This is a genomic window from Lentimicrobiaceae bacterium (assembly GCA_020636745.1).
Taxonomy (GTDB): Bacteria; Bacteroidota; Bacteroidia; order Bacteroidales; family Lentimicrobiaceae; genus Lentimicrobium.
In genome coordinates this window covers 610,952-629,623 of record JACJXH010000002.1, presented here as the reverse complement: position 1 = coordinate 629,623, position 18,672 = coordinate 610,952, and the positions used below count along the sequence as shown (strand labels likewise).

The following is an 18,672-nucleotide window of genomic DNA, read 5'->3' as shown; positions in this document are numbered from 1 at the left end:
TATTTTTAAATTTGTTCGTTCAGAAAAAAAACTGGTATGAATAACGAAGTCATCCACCTTGAAGAAATAACCCGCTTTTTTAAAGTAGGGACAGAAATTGTGCGCGCTTTAAGGGGTGTCACACTAAGTATCAAAAAGAATGAATACGTGGCACTGATGGGACCCTCAGGCTCAGGCAAATCAACCCTGATGAATTTGCTGGGATGCCTTGATACGCCCACAGGAGGAAGCTACTGGCTCAACGGCAGTGATGTGAGTAAACTGGTTGATGATGAACTTGCCGAAATCAGAAATAAGGAAATTGGATTTGTGTTTCAAACATTTAACCTTTTACCCAGGCTTACAGCCCTTGAAAATGTGGCATTGCCTATGATTTATGCCGGGCACGCCAAACCCCAACGGCTTGAACGGGCAATGGAAGTACTTGAAGATGTTAAGCTCACCGACAGGATAAAACATAAACCCAATGAACTATCAGGAGGGCAAAGACAACGTGTGGCCATAGCCAGGGCACTGGTTAATAAACCATCCATCATTCTGGCTGATGAGCCCACCGGAAATCTCGATTCTGTAACTTCAATCGAAATTATGGGTCTTATTGAAGAAATTCATAAAGCGGGCAACACCATAATTTTGGTAACCCACGAAGAAGATATTGCCAGACACGCCCATCGCATAGTCAGATTATCTGATGGACTGATAGCAAGCGACGAAGTAAACACCGATATTCGTACCATGCAATATTACCTTAAATCATAAAAAAACTACTGAACAATCTGTTGAATTTGCTTGTTTGAGAAACAAAAATAAAAAAGACGCCAGCATGAGTGCCGAATGGAAAATATATACAAAAACCGGAGATAAAGGAGAAACCTCATTAATTGGCGGAACCCGTGTACCCAAATATCATGAAAGAATTGAAGCTTACGGAACCCTGGATGAACTTAATTCATACCTTGGGTTTTTACGCGATCATCCTATAGATTTAAATAGCCGACAAGTGCTGCTCGAAATACAGGATCGTATTTTTACAGCCGAATCATTACTGGCTGCCGATCCGGCAAAAGAAATAAAATCGCTTCCTGCATTGGATGAAGATGACATTAAATTGCTGGAGGAAGAAATTGACATGATGAACCAGCAATTGCCCCCGTTAACGACATTTATTTTGCCGGGCGGGCAGCAAGCAGCCTCACTCTGTCATATAAGCAGGTGCATTTGCCGCCGGGCTGAGAGGCTTACCATTAAACTTGTTGAAAACAACCCCGAAACTTTACAGGGAGAACTGGTTATAAAGTACCTCAACAGGCTTTCAGACTACCTCTTTGTGTTGGCCAGGAAATTAACTTACCATAACAATGGAACTGAAACAGCCTGGATTCCAAGAGTTTAAAAATTTTTCGAAATCAAAATTGCCGCTTATATTTAGGCATGAAATTTGACTTGACTTTATACAAAATTAAATTACTTTTGCAAAAAAATTAAACTGATAAATCTTCTGAATCATGTACTGGACTTTAGAATTAGCTTCAAAACTTGAAGATGCGCCGTGGCCCGCGACAAAAGAAGAATTAATTGACTTCAGCATCAGGTCAGGTGCGCCGATGGAAGTTATTGAAAACCTTCAGGAAATAGAAGATGAAGGAGAGGTTTACGAAAGCATCGAAGACCTTTGGCCCGATTACCCATCAAAAGAAGATTTTTTCTTCCACGAAGACGAGTATTAACAACCTGGCCGTGACAAATTGTCGCGGCTTTTTTTTATCTGTCACTTTTTTCTTCCAGCGCCCTTTCAGCCCGCCCGCATTGATTAGCTCATCTTTCTGCGTGGGTATTTCCCCAAATTAAATTAACTTTGCATGGTTTTGCCGAAAGCGGCATAATCTCTGTTTAAACATCAGAAAACAAGGTTCTCTTTTACAAGAAGCCCGGCTAAATACCAGGCCTTCCTTAAAACAATCAATATGCTCTCAATTTTCAAAAAAATGCTCGGAACAAAATCCGACAAAGACATTCGGGAAATTACGCCTATTCTGAATAAGATTAAAGAAGTTTACCCCTCTATTGAAAAGCTCAGCAACGATGAACTCAGGGCCAAAACAATTGAGTTTAAAGCAAAAATAGCTGCTGCCACACAAGAAAAAGAAAACACCATTGCTCAACTTAAAGAGCAGATTGAGGCTGATATTGAAATGGATATGGATGAAAAAGAAAAAATCTATCTCCGTATTGACAGTCTTGAAAATGAGAACTACCAGATTACTCAGGATGTTTTAAACGAACTGCTTCCTGAAGCCTTTGCCGTTGTTAAAGAAACCGCCAGAAGGTTTGCAGAAAGCTCAACCATTGAGGTTACAGCCACTCAAATGGACAGGGATATGGCTGCCATAAAGGCACATATCACTATTGTTGGTGACAAGGCATATTATCAGAATCAATGGACAGCCGGAGGGAATCTCATTACATGGGATATGGTTCATTACGATGTGCAGTTGATTGGAGGAATTGTGCTTCATCAGGGAAAAATATCGGAAATGGCAACCGGTGAAGGAAAAACATTAGTGGCAACCCTTCCTGTGTACCTGAATGCCCTCCCGGGCAAAGGTGTTCATATTGTTACAGTTAACGACTATCTTGCTAAACGTGACTCGGAATGGATGGGCGTTCTGTATGAATTTCACGGCCTGAAGGTTGATACTATTGACAAGCATGAGCCCAACTCTGAATCAAGACGCCGGGCATACCTTGCCGATATTACTTTTGGAACCAACAATGAATTTGGTTTCGATTATTTACGTGACAACATGACACGTAACCCTGAAGAGCTGGTACAGCGCCCGCATAATTATGCCATTGTGGATGAGGTTGACTCTGTTTTGATTGATGATGCCAGAACCCCGCTTATTATTTCAGGCCCTACCCCACGCGGCGACAATCAGGAGTTTGAACAACTGAAACCTGAAATCAAAAAATTGTATGAAGTTCAGCGGACACTGGTTACCAAATTATTGGCTGAAGCCAAAAGTCTGTTAGTTGAAGGAGCATCTCCCGAAAATGAGAAAAAAGGAGGTGAACAGTTGTACAGAGCTTTCAGAGGATTACCTAAAAATAAAGCACTTATCAAGTTCCTGAGCGAACCCGGCATAAGAGCGCTGATGCAGAAAACGGAGAACTTCTATATTGCCGAACAGCAAAAGAACATGCACATTATTGACGATGAGCTGTACTTTGTGATTGACGAAAAAAATAATACCGTAGAACTGACCGAAAAGGGAATTGACCTCATCACCGCATCCTATGATGATCCGAAATTCTACCTGCTTCCCGATATTGGTGCCGAAATTGCCGAATTGGAAAAATCAGGACTGCCTGAAGCTCAAAAACTTGAAAAGAAGAATGAGCTCATGCGCGATTACTCCGTCAAATCAGAACGCGTTCACACCGTAAATCAGCTGCTTAAAGCATATACCCTGTTCGAAATTGATGTCGAATACGTGGTAATGGATAATAAAATTAAAATTGTTGACGAACAAACAGGTCGTATTCTCGAAGGACGTCGCTACAGCGATGGCTTACACCAGGCCATTGAAGCCAAAGAGAATGTCAAAATTGAAGCTGCGACTCAAACCTATGCAACAGTAACTCTTCAGAATTACTTCAGAATGTACCGGAAACTTGCCGGTATGACTGGTACTGCCGAAACAGAAGCCGGTGAATTATGGGACATCTACAAACTGGATGTTGTAGTAATTCCTACCAACCGGCCTATCATCAGGCAAGACCGTGAAGATTTGGTATATAAAACCAAACGTGAAAAATTTAATGCCGTAGCCGATGAAATCGTTGACCTGATTAACAAAGGCCGTCCGGTTTTGGTGGGTACTACCTCTGTTGAAACATCAGAACTGCTTAGCCGAATGCTGAAGTTGCGCAACATTAAACACAATGTACTCAACGCAAAATTGCACCAGCGTGAAGCTGACATTGTACAGGAGGCTGGACAAAGCGGCACTGTAACAATTGCCACCAATATGGCCGGTCGTGGAACAGACATCAAACTGGGCCCCGGTGTGAAAGAAGCCGGCGGATTGGCCATTATTGGTACCGAAAGACATGAATCCCGCCGTGTTGACCGTCAGCTACGCGGTCGTTCAGGACGTCAGGGAGACCCCGGAAGCTCACAGTTCTTCGTTGCGCTTGAAGATGACCTGATGCGTATGTTTGGCTCTGAAAGGATAGCCGGAATTATGGACAGGCTGGGATTAAAAGAAGGCGAAGTGATTCAGCACTCCATGATTACAAAATCCATTGAGCGTGCTCAGCGAAAAGTTGAAGAAAACAACTTTGGAATCCGTAAAAGACTGCTTGAATATGACGACGTAATGAATTCACAGCGCGAAGTTATTTACCGCAAACGCCGTCATGCCTTGTATGGTGAAAGACTTGCTGTTGACATCTCCAATATGCTTTATGATGTGTGCGAAAGCATTGTTTCGAGCCATCAGGACGACCGCGACTTTGAAGGATATAAAATGTCGCTGTTAAAAACACTGGCAACCGAACCCGATATCAATGACCACGAATTCTTAAGCACCAACAAGCAGGTTATTATTGACAATCTATTCGAAAAAGTATCGAAAAATTATCGTCAGAAATGTGAAAACCTGGCAGCCAGAGCGTATCCGGTAATTAAAGATGTTTTTGAAAATGAATCGAAATTCGAAAACATCGCCATCCCCATTACCGATGGTATCCGATCGATGCAGGTAGTTGCCAATCTTAAAAGAGCCTATAACGACAAAGGCCGCGAAATCACACTGGCCATTGAAAAAGGTGTTACACTTGGCGTTATCGACGATGCCTGGAAAGAACATTTGCGCGAAATGGACGAGCTGCGCAACTCGGTGCAAAATGCAACCTATGAGCAAAAAGATCCATTACTCATTTACAAATTCGAATCATTTGAACTTTTCAAAAACCTGATTCAGAAAGTAAATCGCGACATTACTTCATTTATCGTCAAAGCCAATCTGCCTGTTCAGGAACCATCGCAGGTAAAAGAAGCTCAAACTCCCAGACGTACAGACATGAGTAAACTGAAAGAAGAGCGGACAGATATGCTTTCACAAGCCAGCCGGACTTCAGAACCTCAGGTAACTTCACCTGTGAGAGTTGAGAAAAAAGTTGGCCGTAATGATCCATGCCCTTGTGGTAGTGGAAAAAAATACAAGAATTGTCACGGACAGGGAGAATAAAATAAAGGTTTTTGTATTTTCATGGCCTCTCTAACCTTACTTCTAAAACCCAATATTGATGAAACAAATTTATCGTTTGCTTTTCCTGTCATTATCCTGTTTATTTACAGGGTTCGGCGTTTCAGCACAAATTGCTTACAGCCCGTTTGTTGACTCCTTGTCACAACTGGCAACTGATAGTTCAGTATTACTGCTCACCAGGCAATTAGCTGGAGATACTACTGTAACGATAAATGGGCAAATTACAACCATACAATCAAGACACTATCTGAATGCCTCCAATGAAAAAGCGGCTGATTTTATTTTTCAGAAATTCACTGAATACGGATATTCGCCTGCCATTCAAACCTTTAGTGGTTCACGGGGAGAAAATGTAATTGCAACAAAAACCGGAATCAAATTCCCCGAAAAGGAGTTTATTATCTGCGGGCATTATGACAATATGCCATCAGGCTCTACTGCTCCCGGAGCCGATGATAATGCTTCGGGTACCGTTGCTGTGCTTGAAGCCGCCCGAATCCTGAGTAGTTTTGATTTTGACTACACCATTCGCTTTGCGGCCTGGGATGAAGAAGAAATCGGACTTGTTGGCAGCTATGCCTACGCACAGGAAGCTTATAATCAAGGCCATCAAATATTGGGTGTATTAAATCTCGATATGATTGCCTGGGACTCTGACAATGACTTTGTGTATACCATTGCCACCAATGATTATTCACAGGCATTCACCAACGATTTTATCACAACCAATTTATTATATCAACCTCAGTTTTCTCACAATTACTATTACACAACCGCCAGTGACCATGCTTCTTTCTGGACTTTTGGTTATCCGGCTATGCTTGCCATTGAGGATTGGTATGACTTTAATGATTATTACCATACACCTCAGGATGATATCAATATTCTGAACATGGAATATTATGTTGCCTTTGTCAGAGCTGCCATCGCCAATCTGGCTGCCCAGGCCTGGGATCAACGCATTTCTATGCTCCACAACCCTGTTGTATCCGGTAATTCAACCGAAGCACGCGAAGCCCTGTTAACTGTTAACAGTTCGCATCCGATTGCTCAGGGAGAATTTGCACCCAGGCTCTATTATTCAACTGACGGAACAAATTTTGATTTTGTGCTTCCTGCCGAAACTTCAGGCAATTCATTCACTTTCTTAATTCCAGGCTTTGAACTTGGAACTGATGTGAGTTACTATTTTGCGCTACAAGATTCTCTTTCCCGGATGATGGCAACATTGCCGGCAGGTGGTAAAGGCATCAGCCCGGCCGGCACACAGGCGCCTGACACTTTTTTCACTTATATGGTGGGCAATATTCTTTCACTTGATGAATGCTCGGTCACTACCCCCGTGGCAATTCCTGATTTCCAGAACACCTATAACGAAATAAATGCCGTTGCCTCCGGCGAAATCATGGATGTGAACGTTCTCATCGACATTACACACCCCCGCACCGGCGAGCTCCGCATCATGCTTAAGGGGCCTGACGAAACCACCATTATGCTGAGCGACAGAAACGGTGGCAGCGGCGATAATTATACCAATACAGTTTTTGACGATCAGGCCTTTGTTCCCATCACAGAAGGAACCCCACCTTATACCGGTCATTTCAGACCTCAAATGGCCTTAGAAGCATTCAACGGCAAGCCCATTACTGGTGTGTGGCAACTGCGGGTCAACGACAGTGGCTCAGGCAATACCGGTACACTCAACAACTGGTGTGTTCAGTTTCTGCTGAGCGATCCAGGCGTGGGTATTCATGATCATGATTTGCCTTTCAGCACTTCACTTGCACAAAATTATCCTAACCCGGCCGGGAATCAAACCAGTATTTCGTTCACATTAGCCCAGGCATCATTGGTAAAATTAACCATCGTTAATATGTTTGGACAAACGGTTTCCGAAGTGGCAAATGGCCGGTTTGAAGCTGGCAAACATTTACTGGTTACCGGATTGAGCCATCTGGCTCCGGGAAATTACTTCTACCGTCTTGAAACAGACCATGCAACAGAAACCAAAACCATGGTCATTATCCGATAAATAATCATATTCAAATGAAGTACAAAAGAATTCTTTTAAAGCTAAGTGGCGAAGCCCTTATGGGCAAACAACAATATGGCATTGATCCCGAACGTCTGGCTATGTATGCTGCAGAAATAAAATCTGTAGTTGATAAAGGGGTTGAAGTTGCCATTGTAATTGGTGGCGGAAATATTTTCAGGGGAATGCAAGGAGCAGCCAAAGGAATGGACCGGGTACAGGGTGATTATATGGGCATGCTGGCAACCGTTATCAACAGCATGGCTCTTCAGGCTGAAATTGAGAAGCAAGAAATTGCCACAAAACTACTGTCTGGTATCGCGATTGATCCTATAGCTGAATCGATGAGCCGCCGGAAGGCAATCGATTATCTCAAAGAAGGCAAAGTTGTTATCATTGCTGCCGGAACCGGTAATCCCTTTTTTACAACCGACACAGCTTCGGCATTGCGTGCCATTGAAATTCAGGCTGATGTGATTATGAAAGGAACACGTGTTGACGGCATTTACACTGCTGACCCCGAAAAGGTAAAGGACGCCGTTAAATACGAAACCATTTCATATACTGATGTTTACGAAAAAGGTTTAAATATTATGGACCTTACTGCTTTTACCCTGTGTATGGAAAACCAGCTTCCTATCCTGGTATTCAACATGAATACACCAGGAAACCTTTTAAAGGTAATCAACGGGGAGAATATCGGAACTGTTGTCAGTAACTAAAAAATGCAACCCGCTCCTGATTTCAGCATTTGAAATTAGGCCAACGCTTTTGTATATTTGCAAAATTATAGCCAGACCACTGCGAGTGCTATAATCAGGAATAATTAATCCCAGAAAAATGAACGAAGAAGTCAGATTTGTAATTGATGAGGCCGAAGAAGGAATGAACAGCGCGCTTGTTCACCTTGACAAAGAGTTTCAGAAAATCCGTGCAGGCAAAGCCAGCCCTGCAATGCTCGAGGGTGTGCGGGTTGACTATTATGGAACCCTTACAGCCATTGACCAGGTGTCAAATATAAATACTCCCGATCCCCGCCAGATAATTGTGCAACCCTGGGAAAAAAACATGCTTGCTCCTATTGAGAAAGCTATTCTTGCAGCCAACCTTGGTTTTAATCCTCAGAACAATGGTGAAATCCTGCGCATAGCTGTGCCGCCATTGACAGAAGAGCGCCGCAAAGACCTGGTTAAAAAAGCCAAAGCCGAAGTTGAAGGAGCTAAAGTTACTATCCGAAACATCAGACGCTCAGCTATTGATGCAGGGAAAAAACTCGAGAAAGAAGGCGTTCCGGAAGATGAAATCAAACAATTAGAGAAAGAAATTCAGAATCTCACTGACAAATTCTCTGATAAAGTTGACAAACTTTTCGAACACAAAGAAAAGGACATCATGACCGTGTAAGAAGAATTTTCAATAGCCATATTGAATATCGGGCCGGAGCATTCGTGTTTCGGCTCTTTTTTTGGGAATGCAAATCTGCTGGCATTTGCTAAATATACACATGCAACCACCTTTGATTGAAATTGCACACCCTGCTCTTCTACATATTTTCGGTTAACTTTCTAACCAACCTCATTTCACTAAAAAACTCGCGTAAAACTATTCGGAGTACAGTATAAACAGGCACGGCAAGAATCATTCCGGTGATTCCAAAAAGGCTGCCGGCAATAATGATTACCAGAAAAATTTCAATCGGGTGTGCTTTTACACTATTTGAATATATAACAGGTTGAAGAATTATATTATCGATAAGGTTTGCCCCGGCAAATACACCCGCAATGGTAAGGCTAAGAGGTAAAATTGAAGTATAAGCCCCCATTGACAGACTGCCCAATATTCCGATTACAATGCCAATAACGCCGCCAATTAAAGGCCCCAGGTAAGGGATAATATTCATCAATCCGCCTATAAAACCAATGAGTAAAGCATTCTGTACACCAAAAATAGTCAGACCCAACGTAATCAATGTTACCATGGATGCAAGTTCCATACACAGTCCCAGAAAATAGCGGGTAAGCAACCGTTTACACTCTGCCAGAATTCTCACAGCAGCATCATTATGTTTTTCGGGAACCAACAACAGGAATGAATTATACAAAAGTTTTTCGTCTTTGATAAAAAAGAAACTCATAAACAAAATGGAGAAAACCGCCATGAGAAATGAGCCCGTGAATGAAATAAAATAATTGAAAGCATTAGAAAAAGTGGCGACATCCACAATTGATTTAAGCCAAATCAACATGGCGTCACGCACACTCTGCCCCTGTTCCAGTATCGAAAGCTGATGAATCATATAATCGAGCGAAGCCAGTGGTTCAGCAAATACTTTGGCTAACGATTGTGTGTCAATATTTGAAAACAACCTTGCCTGCTGTGCTACCAGGGGAACAAACAAACTGAAGAAAGCCACAAAGACAAAAAGTATAACCAAAAGTGTAAGCAAGGTGCTGACAAAATGAGGCAAATGAAACCGACCGACCTTCAAATCGTTCAAAAATTCAACCAATGGCCTGCCAATGACTGAAATGACTGCTGCAGCAAGGATATAAAAAACGATATTGGAAAAATACCAGACAAAAAGTAATCCAGCTACAGTCATCACAATACTGAAAATAATTCTTGCTGTACGGTTCATATTCTCGGTTTTTTTAAGCGAATGTACAAATCATTTTTAAGTTCCGGAAATACAGATTTTATAGTTTTAGCTGTTGAACCCCCGATTTTCAAATTTATAGCCATATTTCTGATTTGCAATCACTTATTTTGACAAAGAAACAACCAGAAACCTGCGATGATAAATCAATGTTTCAGAAAGTATAATTCATGGTTAATCGTATTACCAGGTTTTTTGCAAATTTGGGATAACTGTAAGCGCCGGCTCTTGAGAAAACAGCCAATCCAAGCCCTGAGAAGGAGGATTTTATAAGATTGTTAACCAGCAATCCACCTTCAAAATAACCACGCTCCATTGTTTTAAAATCAGCATACCGGTGATGCCATGTTTCTTTGAGGCTTCCGGCTCCTGCATTGAAAGCAATGGCCAATTCAGGTTCAAAATATGGCGAACGAAACAATAACTTTCCAAAGTTGTGGGTGATAAAAAGGGCTGCGAAATGATCGTTGATAAACTCATCAGCCTGCATAGTTGTAAAACCGGGCGAAGCATAAATGGTAAAGGTATTATTAGAACTGCCCATTCCATTTATCATTTCTGAATAAGGTGCCGGTTGGTCAATTGCACCTCCGATAAGCATAAAGTTGGTATTCCCCATAAAACGGGTATAAACCGAATATAACAACTTGAAATCAATGCGGTTATAATCGAATCCTCCATTTAAAAACCCATTGCGACTGGCTGTAAACTGAGCCCAGAATACAGGAAATTTTGTTCCTAATGAAGCTTGATTTTCAGCCGTTTGAATAAATTTCTCGCCATATGCAAACTTGAAGCCCGCTTTAATTTTGCCGAATGTGTGTGATGAAGTAAGAACGATGGGCTCCTCAGGATACTGCACAAATAAATAGTTGAAAGCCGGAGTTTTATATGATTGATCTATGCCCAATCCTGCCTGAACGTAACGTAGCATTCTGAATCTGAGTAAAATTTCCCGTGTTTCCACCTTATCCATCCTGTTAATAAATACGTTACGAAAGTTCTGAGGATTAAATGCTGATAAATTGTCATCAAAGAAGTGCACACCTGCCGACTCTTCAAGATCATTCGCATACTTAAATCCAAGAGTGAGATGATCAAAACGGTGCAAGCGTAACAGGATATCTGCTCCGTACTTGGTCTCTTTATCCTTAAACCCATATCCCCAAAAACCGCCAGCTTTAATAAAACGTGAAACTTTATCGCTGGTGTGCAATCCAAGCCCTGCATAAAATCCTTCATAATGACTATATCTGAACAATCGGTTTAAATCCATCTCCAGATAGCCCAAAGGTATTTTTCCTGACATAAGAGAAGTAAGTCCCTTCACTTTGGCATCAAAATTATTTACTCTTCCCAAACTGTCTATGACTTTGTATGTATTGATTTCCCTAAGGGTGAGTGAATCTACCCTGTAGCGTTGCCAGAATAATTCATCCTGATGAGACGCTTGCGGAACAACCTCAAGAGCAATATTGGTCATATCGCGTTTCACCACACTTGAGTCAAGCCTTATATCGCGTCGGTAGCTTTTACCAATTCCCATTGGTTTCACTTTGTTCATATTGATACGATTAAAAGTAATATCAGTATTCAATTGTACAGGAAACCACTGCTTACCATCAATTAATTTATACATCTGCTGAATTTTCATCTCAAAAGCTTCATTGGGCCTTGCAGGTTCAGCAATAACATTCTGTATGGCCCATAAATAATTATTGATATAAAGCAGACCTTTCATTCCATCAAAATTGCGACCAGACTGGGGCTTGAAACTAATTACAAAAGTAGTATCGCCCAGGCTGCTGCCATAAATGGTGTCTTTCAGCGCAAAATAATAGTGGTTGTCAGCACCAGCGCTAATTGGATTAATATAATTTACACCGGCAATGGTTATCAGATCATCGTAAAACGAAGCTGATTGCATCTGTGAAATCAAGAACACAAAAAGAGGATCTTTTAATCCGGATATACGGGTTGCTATAATTTTATCGTAGCTTTTGTCAGGATGAAGATATTTATGCTCAGCCACCGACTCCATCATAAACAAATGCTGCCTTTCAAGCACCTGAAGCAAACGCAAATCATTTGAATCAAGCGGCATACCTTCGCTTGCAAGCAATGAATCAGCATTTACCGTAAAAATCATTTTATCATAGGAAGTATAAGTAAAAGATTGAATATTGGCCGGATTATTTACTTTTTTCATTTTTATAGCATTCCTGATAATACGGTGAGCCGGATTTTCCCCTGCCATAATCAACACCTCTGAAAGTTCCAATTCAACCCTTTGCAAACGAATCCGAAGCTCTTTACCTTCACCAGTCAGCATTACTCTTCGTGGCTTATATCCTACATAACTAATGGTCAATGATTTTACAGGCAAATCAGATGTTAAAACAAAGCGGCCATCAATATCCGTAACGCCACCGAAATGCCCGTCGTTCATCACAATATTCACAAAAGCCAGCGATTCATTTGTAGCTGAATCACTCACTCTCCCTGAAACCACATAATCCTGAGAAAATAACCTGAATGTGCTATGAATAAACAAGATGAGCAGGAAGAGCTTATTACCCATGAATTTCTGAATCATTGATATAAAATCTAATTATTTGAATGCCGCAAGCCTGACACACGGGATATTGCAGATAAAACTGCCGGTTGGCCGGGCCTGTTGGTAAAGTTGAAAACAACCAAGGTAATGATCGTTGATGCAAAGGTGATGAAATATTTAGAATGCACCCCTAAATTACAAAAAAGACTGCAAAATGCATGCACTTGGATTCCATACAACTTTAACCGATATTTGTGTTGGTTTCAATAGCTGAATCCTCCGGCATGGTTTATTTAGAGTTTAATTTTCAACCTTTATGCTTAAACGTTTAGAAACATATTTTTTAAAACATCATCAGGCATTTATTTCCAATTACGCATTAACTATAAATAGCTTTGATTCGGATGCCATTCATGACTTAAGAGTAGCCATCAAAAGGATGCGTGCGGTGTATGTATTACTAGAAAAGATTTTTCCTGAAAAGTTTGCAGCAAAAGAAGCAGAAGGTGCACTTCATGAATTATTCAGATTGTCAGGTCGGATGCGCGATGCACAGGTTCAGCAGAAATTAACTGCCACCTATGAGCAAAAGCTGAATTGCAGCTTTACTGAATATCAGCATTACCTTAAAATACAGGAAAGAAAAGCCATCAGAAAATTTTTAAAATATCTTGAAGGCTATGAAGCTGAAACGGATATGGCATTAAAAATGGAAGCGTTTAAAACACTGATGGGTCTTACTGATGATGAGACTATTCGCCTCAACATTATCAACCACGTGGACGAGCTCATGCATATTACAAAAAGCATGATTGACAACCAGGATAAGGATGAGAATCTGCACGAAATCAGGCGAAAGCTTAAAGAATGTCATTATTTACTGGCGGTACTTAAAAAAAACGATCCGGCATTGCCAACGCTGGAAAAAACCCTGAAAACGCTTGATACAACCAATAATTTACTGGGCGAATGGCACGACCGGATAGTTGGCATGGATACGCTCGGGAAATTCATGCAAAAAAAACAGATAGAAATGGTTATAGGGATCAACCGCTACCATCTGCTTGGTGAACATCTGGCTCAAGACCGGCTTCATCTGCATTCGGATATTATGCGTTTGATTGAACAGGAACTTAAGATTTAAATATGAGTAATCAGATTAACAACACATTAACTATTTAAGCTTGGGATTATCCCAGTGTCTTTTAATATCTCTTCTGGTTTTTTTTTCAAGATTTTTTACAAGAGCATTGGTCAGGTCAACTCCTGTTTGATTGGCCAAACAGATGAGCACAAATAAAACATCAGCCATTTCGTCGCCTAAATCGGCATTTTTATCTGACTCTTTTTCTGACTGTTCGCCATACCTGCGAGCCATAATCCGGGCAACTTCTCCCACTTCCTCCATTAAAACGGCCGTATTGGTCAATTCGTTAAAATAGCGTACTCCATTTTGCTTTATCCACTCATCAACAATTTTCTGTGCTTCCTGAATTGTCATAAAATGATAATTTGATTAACTACTTGACTTCCAGCATAAATCCTGAACCATGTACATTCTGAATATTAACGGCAGGGTCATTCTTCAGGTACTTTCTGAGGCGGGCAATAAATACATCCATGCTCCGGCCGATAAAATAATCAGTATCGCCCCAAATTTCTTTCAAAGCAATGTCGCGGGGGAGCAGATTGTTTTTATACCTGCACAACAGCCCTAGTAAAGCCGCTTCTTTGGGTGTGAGCTTTTGTTTTTCATCGTTAAACAACAGCAAGAGATTAGCCGGGTCGAACCGGTACAATCCAAGTTCAATGAAACCGTTCAGAGGCCGGAAATCACGTTGCTGACATCGCTTTAGAATAGCTTCAATGCGCAGGGCAAGTTCTTCGCTGCTAAAAGGTTTGGTAATATAATCGTCACATCCCGCTTTAAAACCAGCAATGCGGTCATCGTTCTGACCACGCGCCGTCAGAAAAACAACAGGAATCACCTCATTCATTCTGCGAATTTCTGTGGCCAGCATAAATCCATCCTTCTTTGGGAGCATAACATCAAGAATACACAGATCAAAGCTGCCCTTCGAAAATTTAAGCAACCCTTCTTCACCATCGCCAGCCACAACAGTGCTATAATCAAGCAATTCAAGATAATCACTCAATACGGCACTCAGATTGGGATCGTCTTCAACCAGCAATATCTTGGCTTTCTGTGTCATGGTATTCGGTTGTTAGTTCAGTTGTATTCTCCATTGGTAAATGAATATCAAAGATACTTCCTTTTTTCAACTCACTTCTTACTTTTACAAAGCCATTGTGCGCTTCAGTCATCGTCTTTACATAGTAAAGTCCTAATCCAAATCCTTTTACATCATGCACATTACCGGTTGGCACCCTGTATAATTTCTTAAAAATGTGCTTCAGATTTTCGGCGCTTATGCCAATTCCCTTATCATGCACTTCGAGCACAAACATTCCGTTATCATTCCGCGTAACCACCAATATTTCAGGATATGACCGCGAATATTTGGCCGCGTTATCCAACAGGTTGTTGACTATATTGATAAAATGATTTTCATCAGCAAAAATGCGACTTTCAGAAGCTTCAGGCTTAAAACTGAGGAAACCGCCTTTGTCGCGAACAGTAAGTTCAAAGCTCTTCAAACAATTGAGTATGGCCTCGTGGGCATCGAAATACTTCTTTTTCAGCCTGAAACTGCCTTTGTCAAGAACAGCAATCTGAAGCACTTGCTCAACCTGATGTTTTAGACGCAGATTCTCATCAAAAATAATCCCGGCGTAACGCTGGGTTCGTTCAACCGACTCATTTACTTTAGGATTTAACAACATTTCGCTTGCCAGAGAAATTGTAGAAATGGGTGTTTTAAACTCGTGCGTCATATTGTTTACAAAATCGGTTTTCATTTCTGATAGTTTTTTTTGCTTCAAAAAGGAAAAGATCATGTAAGAAAAAGCAGAGATCATAACTGCCAGGAGAAAAAATGACAAAATAAGCCAGGGTAAAATTCTGCGGGCAAGCACCCCTTTTTCACCGGGGAAATAAACCCCTAGCATCAGCTGCTCTGAACGATAAAGGCACGAGAGCGAAACAACATGCCTGGTAACCATCAGTTGTTGTTTGAAATCACCGGCATCACCGGCAAAAACAGTGCCGCAGCCAGGGTTAAAAATTGCCCATACATATTTGCGGGTAATCTCCATTCCACCAAATTCTTCCTGCATCAACGAATCCAATCGAACCGGATTTATGGCTGACAGAACCTGAAACGTCCTTCTGTCACAATGTTCACCGCAAATCTCCGGGTCAGGCGGCAGATTTCCCTTTTCTTCAAACATCCGGTTAACCACACTCTTAAGCGTCACCTGCACTTTATTATTAAACTGCTCTTCCTGCAACTCCATTGCATTGCGAACCCAGTAAAGCTGAATGAGGATTATGCCTATTAATGAAACAGAGGTAAGGAGAATGAGAAAAGCAATGGTTTGTTTTTTCATCAGGTAGCAATTAATTCTGCAAAGGTAATGGATTCATCAACCATCATTTCAGATATTTAACATATGTTTAACACTTGCCGCCCATATTGGTAAAGATAAAACCCCGCAAATATCTTTCATGAACAAAAACGCAGCGCTTTTTCAGCAACAGGCTTTTGATGTTATCTTTGCACCAAAAAAAACAGCGATGGCTTTCACTTCCGAACTTGAATACACTGGCAATCTCCAATTGCGAGCAACTCACCTGAAATCTGGTCAAACCATTGTCACTGATGCTCCGGTAGATAACAACGGAAAAGGCTCAGCTTTCTCACCAACTGATTTACTGGCCTCTTCACTGGGATTATGCATGATTACCATTATGGGAATTGCAGCTCAGAACTCAGGGTTCAGCATTGACGGAACTAAAGCCCGTGTAACCAAAATAATGGCATCTGATCCCAGAAGAGTTGGCGAAGTTATGATTGAGCTTGATTTCCCGAAAAATGATTATTCCGAAAGGGAAAAGCAAATCATCAAACAATGCGCTAAAATATGCCCGGTATCGCAAAGCCTGCATCCTGATTTAAAACAAACAGTTATCTTTAATTTCTGAACATGCATTGTTAAGCCTTTGGCCGCAATTACCACTCAGTCCCAAGTATTTGAAATTAAGCTTATTTACTAATTTAAATTATACTCAACAGCTATGGAATTCCTACTCAACCCGGGTATATCAGGCCAACAGGAAATAACAGTAAGTTCACAGGATACAGCTTCAAAATATGGTTCAGGCCTGATTGAAGTATTTGCCACTCCGGCAATGGTGGCCCTGATGGAAAAAACAGCCCAGCTCAGCATTCAGGATTTATTACCTGAAGGATTTATAAGCCTGGGCACCGAAATAAATGTTACCCATCAAAAAGCCACACCTGTTGGGATGAAGGTTGTTTGTGAATCTGTTCTTGAGAAAGTTGAGGGAAAACGATTGCTATTCAGCGTAACTGCCCGCGACGAAAAAGGACTTATTGGCCGGGGCACCCACCAAAGGTACATCGTTGAAGCCGGGAGGTTTATGCAAAAACTTATGGAAAACACCTGATCGTTCAGTGCTTTTCCTAAAATTCATGTATTTAAGTCAGTAAGAACCACTTATTCTGGTTAAAGAGTAACGCCTGAAAGATTAAACTCTTTGACCCTGAATAATTTGTTACTTTTGCAGCCCGTTACTCCAACTTAAATTTTTTTATGGCTTACGTATATTCCGCTCCGAAACTAAAAATGCTGGCAAAATCACCCGCCGGTCTTGAAGAAATCCTGGCAAAAGAACTTGAAGATCTTGGAGCTGAACAAATAGAACTTCTAAACAGAGCTGTCTCTTTTGAAGGCGACAAAAGGCTCTTATATGCAGCCAATTACCGCTGCAGAACAGCCTTGAGAATCCTGGTACCCGTAACCCGGTTTAAAATTGAAACTGAACAGGATTTGTACACTTCCATCAAGGCTATCCGGTGGGAAGACTATCTCGGAACTCAAAATACCATTGCCATCAATTCCACTGTAACTACTTCCATTTTTACCCATTCTCATTTTGTTTCTCTCAGAGCTAAAGACGCCATTGTTGACCGTTTCAGGGAAAAAACAGGCGAGAGGCCCTCGGTAGATATTGACAATCCGGATTTCAGGATTAATCTGCACATATACAAAGACGAAGTTGATGTATCTTTTGACAGTTCAGGCGCCTCGCTGCACAAACGCGGATATCATGTTTCGAATGCCGAGGCTCCGTTAAATGAAGTTCTGGCTGCGGGCATGATTCTGCTCTCGGGCTGGGACGGCCAGTCAAACTTTATTGACCCCATGTGCGGTTCAGGAACCTTACTGATTGAAGCTGCTATGATTGCCATGAACCTGCCTGCCGGTCAGTACCGGAATGATTATGGCTTTATGAGATGGAAAGATTTTGACAAAGACCTTTGGGAAGATGTTAAAAATGAAGCACTTGAGGATGAGAGGGATTTTAATTTCAGAATTATTGGTTCCGACATTTCTGAATACAACTTGCGATCAGCTGCAGCTAACCTTAAAGAAGCAAGACTACACAAGGATATTGAGTTGAAAGTATCTCCTTTTCAGCGAATGACACCACCAGCCGGCGGCGGAATCATGATTTGTAATCCACCGTATGGCGAACGCATTAAGGTCGAGGACATTGTTGAACTCTATCAGGAATTGGGAAACACACTTAAACAAAATTACAAAGGCTATAAAGCATGGGTTATCAGTTCCGACTTAAGAGCACTTAAAATGATAGGACTAAAACCCATGAAAAAATACATTCTTTTCAATGGGCAACTTGAGTGCCGTTATGCCGGTTTCGACCTATACGAAGGGAGCAAAAGAGCCAGATATCGCACTGATTCCACATCCTCCGGCAACGATACCGGTGAAACGACAGAATAATGTACTATAATTCATGCATTTATAACCTCCTTTACGAGTAATCATATATCATTACACAAAGTTACCTGTCCCTGTTTTGTTTTTAAACTTTTAAGAAGACAGTGCATTCTTTCCCTGATTTATAGCAAAGAACGTATTGCATGCCAACTTTAACGGTGTGCTTAATGATCTGAACACATGCCATGAAAATGTTTTTTCT

At 41.3% G+C, this 18,672-nt stretch carries 16 protein-coding genes; 11 read left to right on the top strand and 5 right to left on the bottom strand.

Going from position 1 to position 18,672, the window contains the following annotated elements; genetic code table 11:
- Positions 1-36: 36 nt before the first annotated feature.
- From H6541_05185 to frr, 7 genes are all read left to right on the top strand, one after another.
- A complete protein-coding gene (locus H6541_05185; GenBank protein ID MCB9015170.1) occupies positions 37-759 on the top strand; it encodes an ABC transporter ATP-binding protein in 723 nt (240 codons plus the stop codon).
- Positions 760-823: 64 nt separating this feature from the next.
- Complete coding sequence (locus tag H6541_05180; GenBank protein ID MCB9015169.1) at positions 824-1,393, top strand: cob(I)yrinic acid a,c-diamide adenosyltransferase; 570 nt, start codon at positions 824-826, stop codon at positions 1,391-1,393.
- Between the two features lie 112 nt (positions 1,394-1,505).
- Positions 1,506-1,727, top strand: coding sequence for a DUF2795 domain-containing protein (locus H6541_05175; GenBank protein MCB9015168.1), 222 nt, complete (start codon positions 1,506-1,508; stop codon positions 1,725-1,727).
- A gap of 237 nt (positions 1,728-1,964) precedes the next feature.
- Positions 1,965-5,255, top strand: a complete 3,291-nt coding sequence (gene secA / locus H6541_05170; GenBank protein MCB9015167.1) for a preprotein translocase subunit SecA — start codon at positions 1,965-1,967, stop codon at positions 5,253-5,255.
- A 58-nt stretch (positions 5,256-5,313) separates the two neighbouring features.
- Positions 5,314-7,308 carry a M20/M25/M40 family metallo-hydrolase gene (locus tag H6541_05165; GenBank protein MCB9015166.1) on the top strand — a complete coding sequence of 665 codons (1,995 nt, stop codon included), beginning with the start codon at positions 5,314-5,316 and terminating at the stop codon, positions 7,306-7,308.
- A 14-nt stretch (positions 7,309-7,322) separates the two neighbouring features.
- Positions 7,323-8,030, top strand: coding sequence for a UMP kinase (locus H6541_05160; protein ID MCB9015165.1), 708 nt, complete (start codon positions 7,323-7,325; stop codon positions 8,028-8,030).
- 118 nt (positions 8,031-8,148) lie between these two features.
- Entirely contained in the window at positions 8,149-8,712 is a 564-nt protein-coding gene (gene frr / locus H6541_05155; GenBank protein ID MCB9015164.1) for a ribosome recycling factor, read from the top strand.
- A gap of 139 nt (positions 8,713-8,851) precedes the next feature.
- On the opposite strand, the gene H6541_05150 is transcribed toward frr, so the two are convergent.
- On the bottom strand, positions 8,852-9,946 hold the full coding sequence (locus H6541_05150; GenBank protein ID MCB9015163.1) for an AI-2E family transporter: 1,095 nt from the start codon (positions 9,944-9,946) through the stop codon (positions 8,852-8,854).
- A 172-nt stretch (positions 9,947-10,118) separates the two neighbouring features.
- Positions 10,119-12,560, bottom strand: a complete 2,442-nt coding sequence (locus H6541_05145; GenBank protein MCB9015162.1) for a carboxypeptidase-like regulatory domain-containing protein — start codon at positions 12,558-12,560, stop codon at positions 10,119-10,121.
- 277 nt (positions 12,561-12,837) lie between these two features.
- On the opposite strand from H6541_05145, the gene H6541_05140 reads away from it, so the two are divergent.
- Positions 12,838-13,665, top strand: a complete 828-nt coding sequence (locus H6541_05140; GenBank protein MCB9015161.1) for a CHAD domain-containing protein — start codon at positions 12,838-12,840, stop codon at positions 13,663-13,665.
- 30 nt (positions 13,666-13,695) lie between these two features.
- Here H6541_05140 and H6541_05135 read toward each other — a convergent pair whose 3' ends face one another.
- The 3 genes from H6541_05135 to H6541_05125 are packed head-to-tail and all read right to left on the bottom strand — an operon-like array spanning position 13,696 to position 16,031.
- The gene (locus tag H6541_05135; GenBank protein MCB9015160.1) at positions 13,696-14,022 is read right to left on the bottom strand and encodes a nucleotide pyrophosphohydrolase; all 327 of its coding nucleotides are present in this window, start codon (positions 14,020-14,022) and stop codon (positions 13,696-13,698) included.
- A gap of 19 nt (positions 14,023-14,041) precedes the next feature.
- Positions 14,042-14,734, bottom strand: a complete 693-nt coding sequence (locus tag H6541_05130) for a response regulator transcription factor (protein MCB9015159.1) — start codon at positions 14,732-14,734, stop codon at positions 14,042-14,044.
- Positions 14,703-16,031 (bottom strand): HAMP domain-containing histidine kinase, encoded by a 1,329-nt coding sequence (locus H6541_05125; protein ID MCB9015158.1) that lies wholly within the window; start codon positions 16,029-16,031, stop codon positions 14,703-14,705. The genes H6541_05130 and H6541_05125 overlap by 32 nt, the downstream gene beginning before the upstream one ends.
- A gap of 187 nt (positions 16,032-16,218) precedes the next feature.
- Between H6541_05125 and H6541_05120 the strand changes: the two genes are divergently transcribed.
- The 3 genes from H6541_05120 to H6541_05110 all read left to right on the top strand — a co-directional run bounded on the left by H6541_05120 (position 16,219) and on the right by H6541_05110 (position 18,473).
- Positions 16,219-16,626 carry an OsmC family protein gene (locus tag H6541_05120; protein MCB9015157.1) on the top strand — a complete coding sequence of 136 codons (408 nt, stop codon included), beginning with the start codon at positions 16,219-16,221 and terminating at the stop codon, positions 16,624-16,626.
- Positions 16,627-16,719: 93 nt separating this feature from the next.
- The gene (locus H6541_05115) at positions 16,720-17,112 is read left to right on the top strand and encodes a thioesterase family protein (protein MCB9015156.1); all 393 of its coding nucleotides are present in this window, start codon (positions 16,720-16,722) and stop codon (positions 17,110-17,112) included.
- Between the two features lie 179 nt (positions 17,113-17,291).
- Positions 17,292-18,473 carry a class I SAM-dependent RNA methyltransferase gene (locus H6541_05110; protein MCB9015155.1) on the top strand — a complete coding sequence of 394 codons (1,182 nt, stop codon included), beginning with the start codon at positions 17,292-17,294 and terminating at the stop codon, positions 18,471-18,473.
- Positions 18,474-18,672 lie beyond the last annotated feature (199 nt).

Coding starts and splice junctions, on each gene's coding strand:
- H6541_05160 (MCB9015165.1), top strand. CDS start 7,323: ATGAAGTACAAAAGAATTCTTTTAAAGCTAAGTGGCGAAGCCCTTATG.
- H6541_05140 (MCB9015161.1), top strand. CDS start 12,838: ATGCTTAAACGTTTAGAAACATATTTTTTAAAACATCATCAGGCATTT.
- H6541_05130 (MCB9015159.1), bottom strand. CDS start 14,734: ATGACACAGAAAGCCAAGATATTGCTGGTTGAAGACGATCCCAATCTG.
- H6541_05185 (MCB9015170.1), top strand. CDS start 37: ATGAATAACGAAGTCATCCACCTTGAAGAAATAACCCGCTTTTTTAAA.
- H6541_05135 (MCB9015160.1), bottom strand. CDS start 14,022: ATGACAATTCAGGAAGCACAGAAAATTGTTGATGAGTGGATAAAGCAA.
- H6541_05125 (MCB9015158.1), bottom strand. CDS start 16,031: ATGAAAAAACAAACCATTGCTTTTCTCATTCTCCTTACCTCTGTTTCA.
- H6541_05150 (MCB9015163.1), bottom strand. CDS start 9,946: ATGAACCGTACAGCAAGAATTATTTTCAGTATTGTGATGACTGTAGCT.
- H6541_05145 (MCB9015162.1), bottom strand. CDS start 12,560: ATGATTCAGAAATTCATGGGTAATAAGCTCTTCCTGCTCATCTTGTTT.
- H6541_05120 (MCB9015157.1), top strand. CDS start 16,219: ATGGCTTTCACTTCCGAACTTGAATACACTGGCAATCTCCAATTGCGA.
- H6541_05180 (MCB9015169.1), top strand. CDS start 824: ATGAGTGCCGAATGGAAAATATATACAAAAACCGGAGATAAAGGAGAA.
- H6541_05175 (MCB9015168.1), top strand. CDS start 1,506: ATGTACTGGACTTTAGAATTAGCTTCAAAACTTGAAGATGCGCCGTGG.
- H6541_05115 (MCB9015156.1), top strand. CDS start 16,720: ATGGAATTCCTACTCAACCCGGGTATATCAGGCCAACAGGAAATAACA.
- secA (MCB9015167.1), top strand. CDS start 1,965: ATGCTCTCAATTTTCAAAAAAATGCTCGGAACAAAATCCGACAAAGAC.
- frr (MCB9015164.1), top strand. CDS start 8,149: ATGAACGAAGAAGTCAGATTTGTAATTGATGAGGCCGAAGAAGGAATG.
- H6541_05165 (MCB9015166.1), top strand. CDS start 5,314: ATGAAACAAATTTATCGTTTGCTTTTCCTGTCATTATCCTGTTTATTT.
- H6541_05110 (MCB9015155.1), top strand. CDS start 17,292: ATGCTGGCAAAATCACCCGCCGGTCTTGAAGAAATCCTGGCAAAAGAA.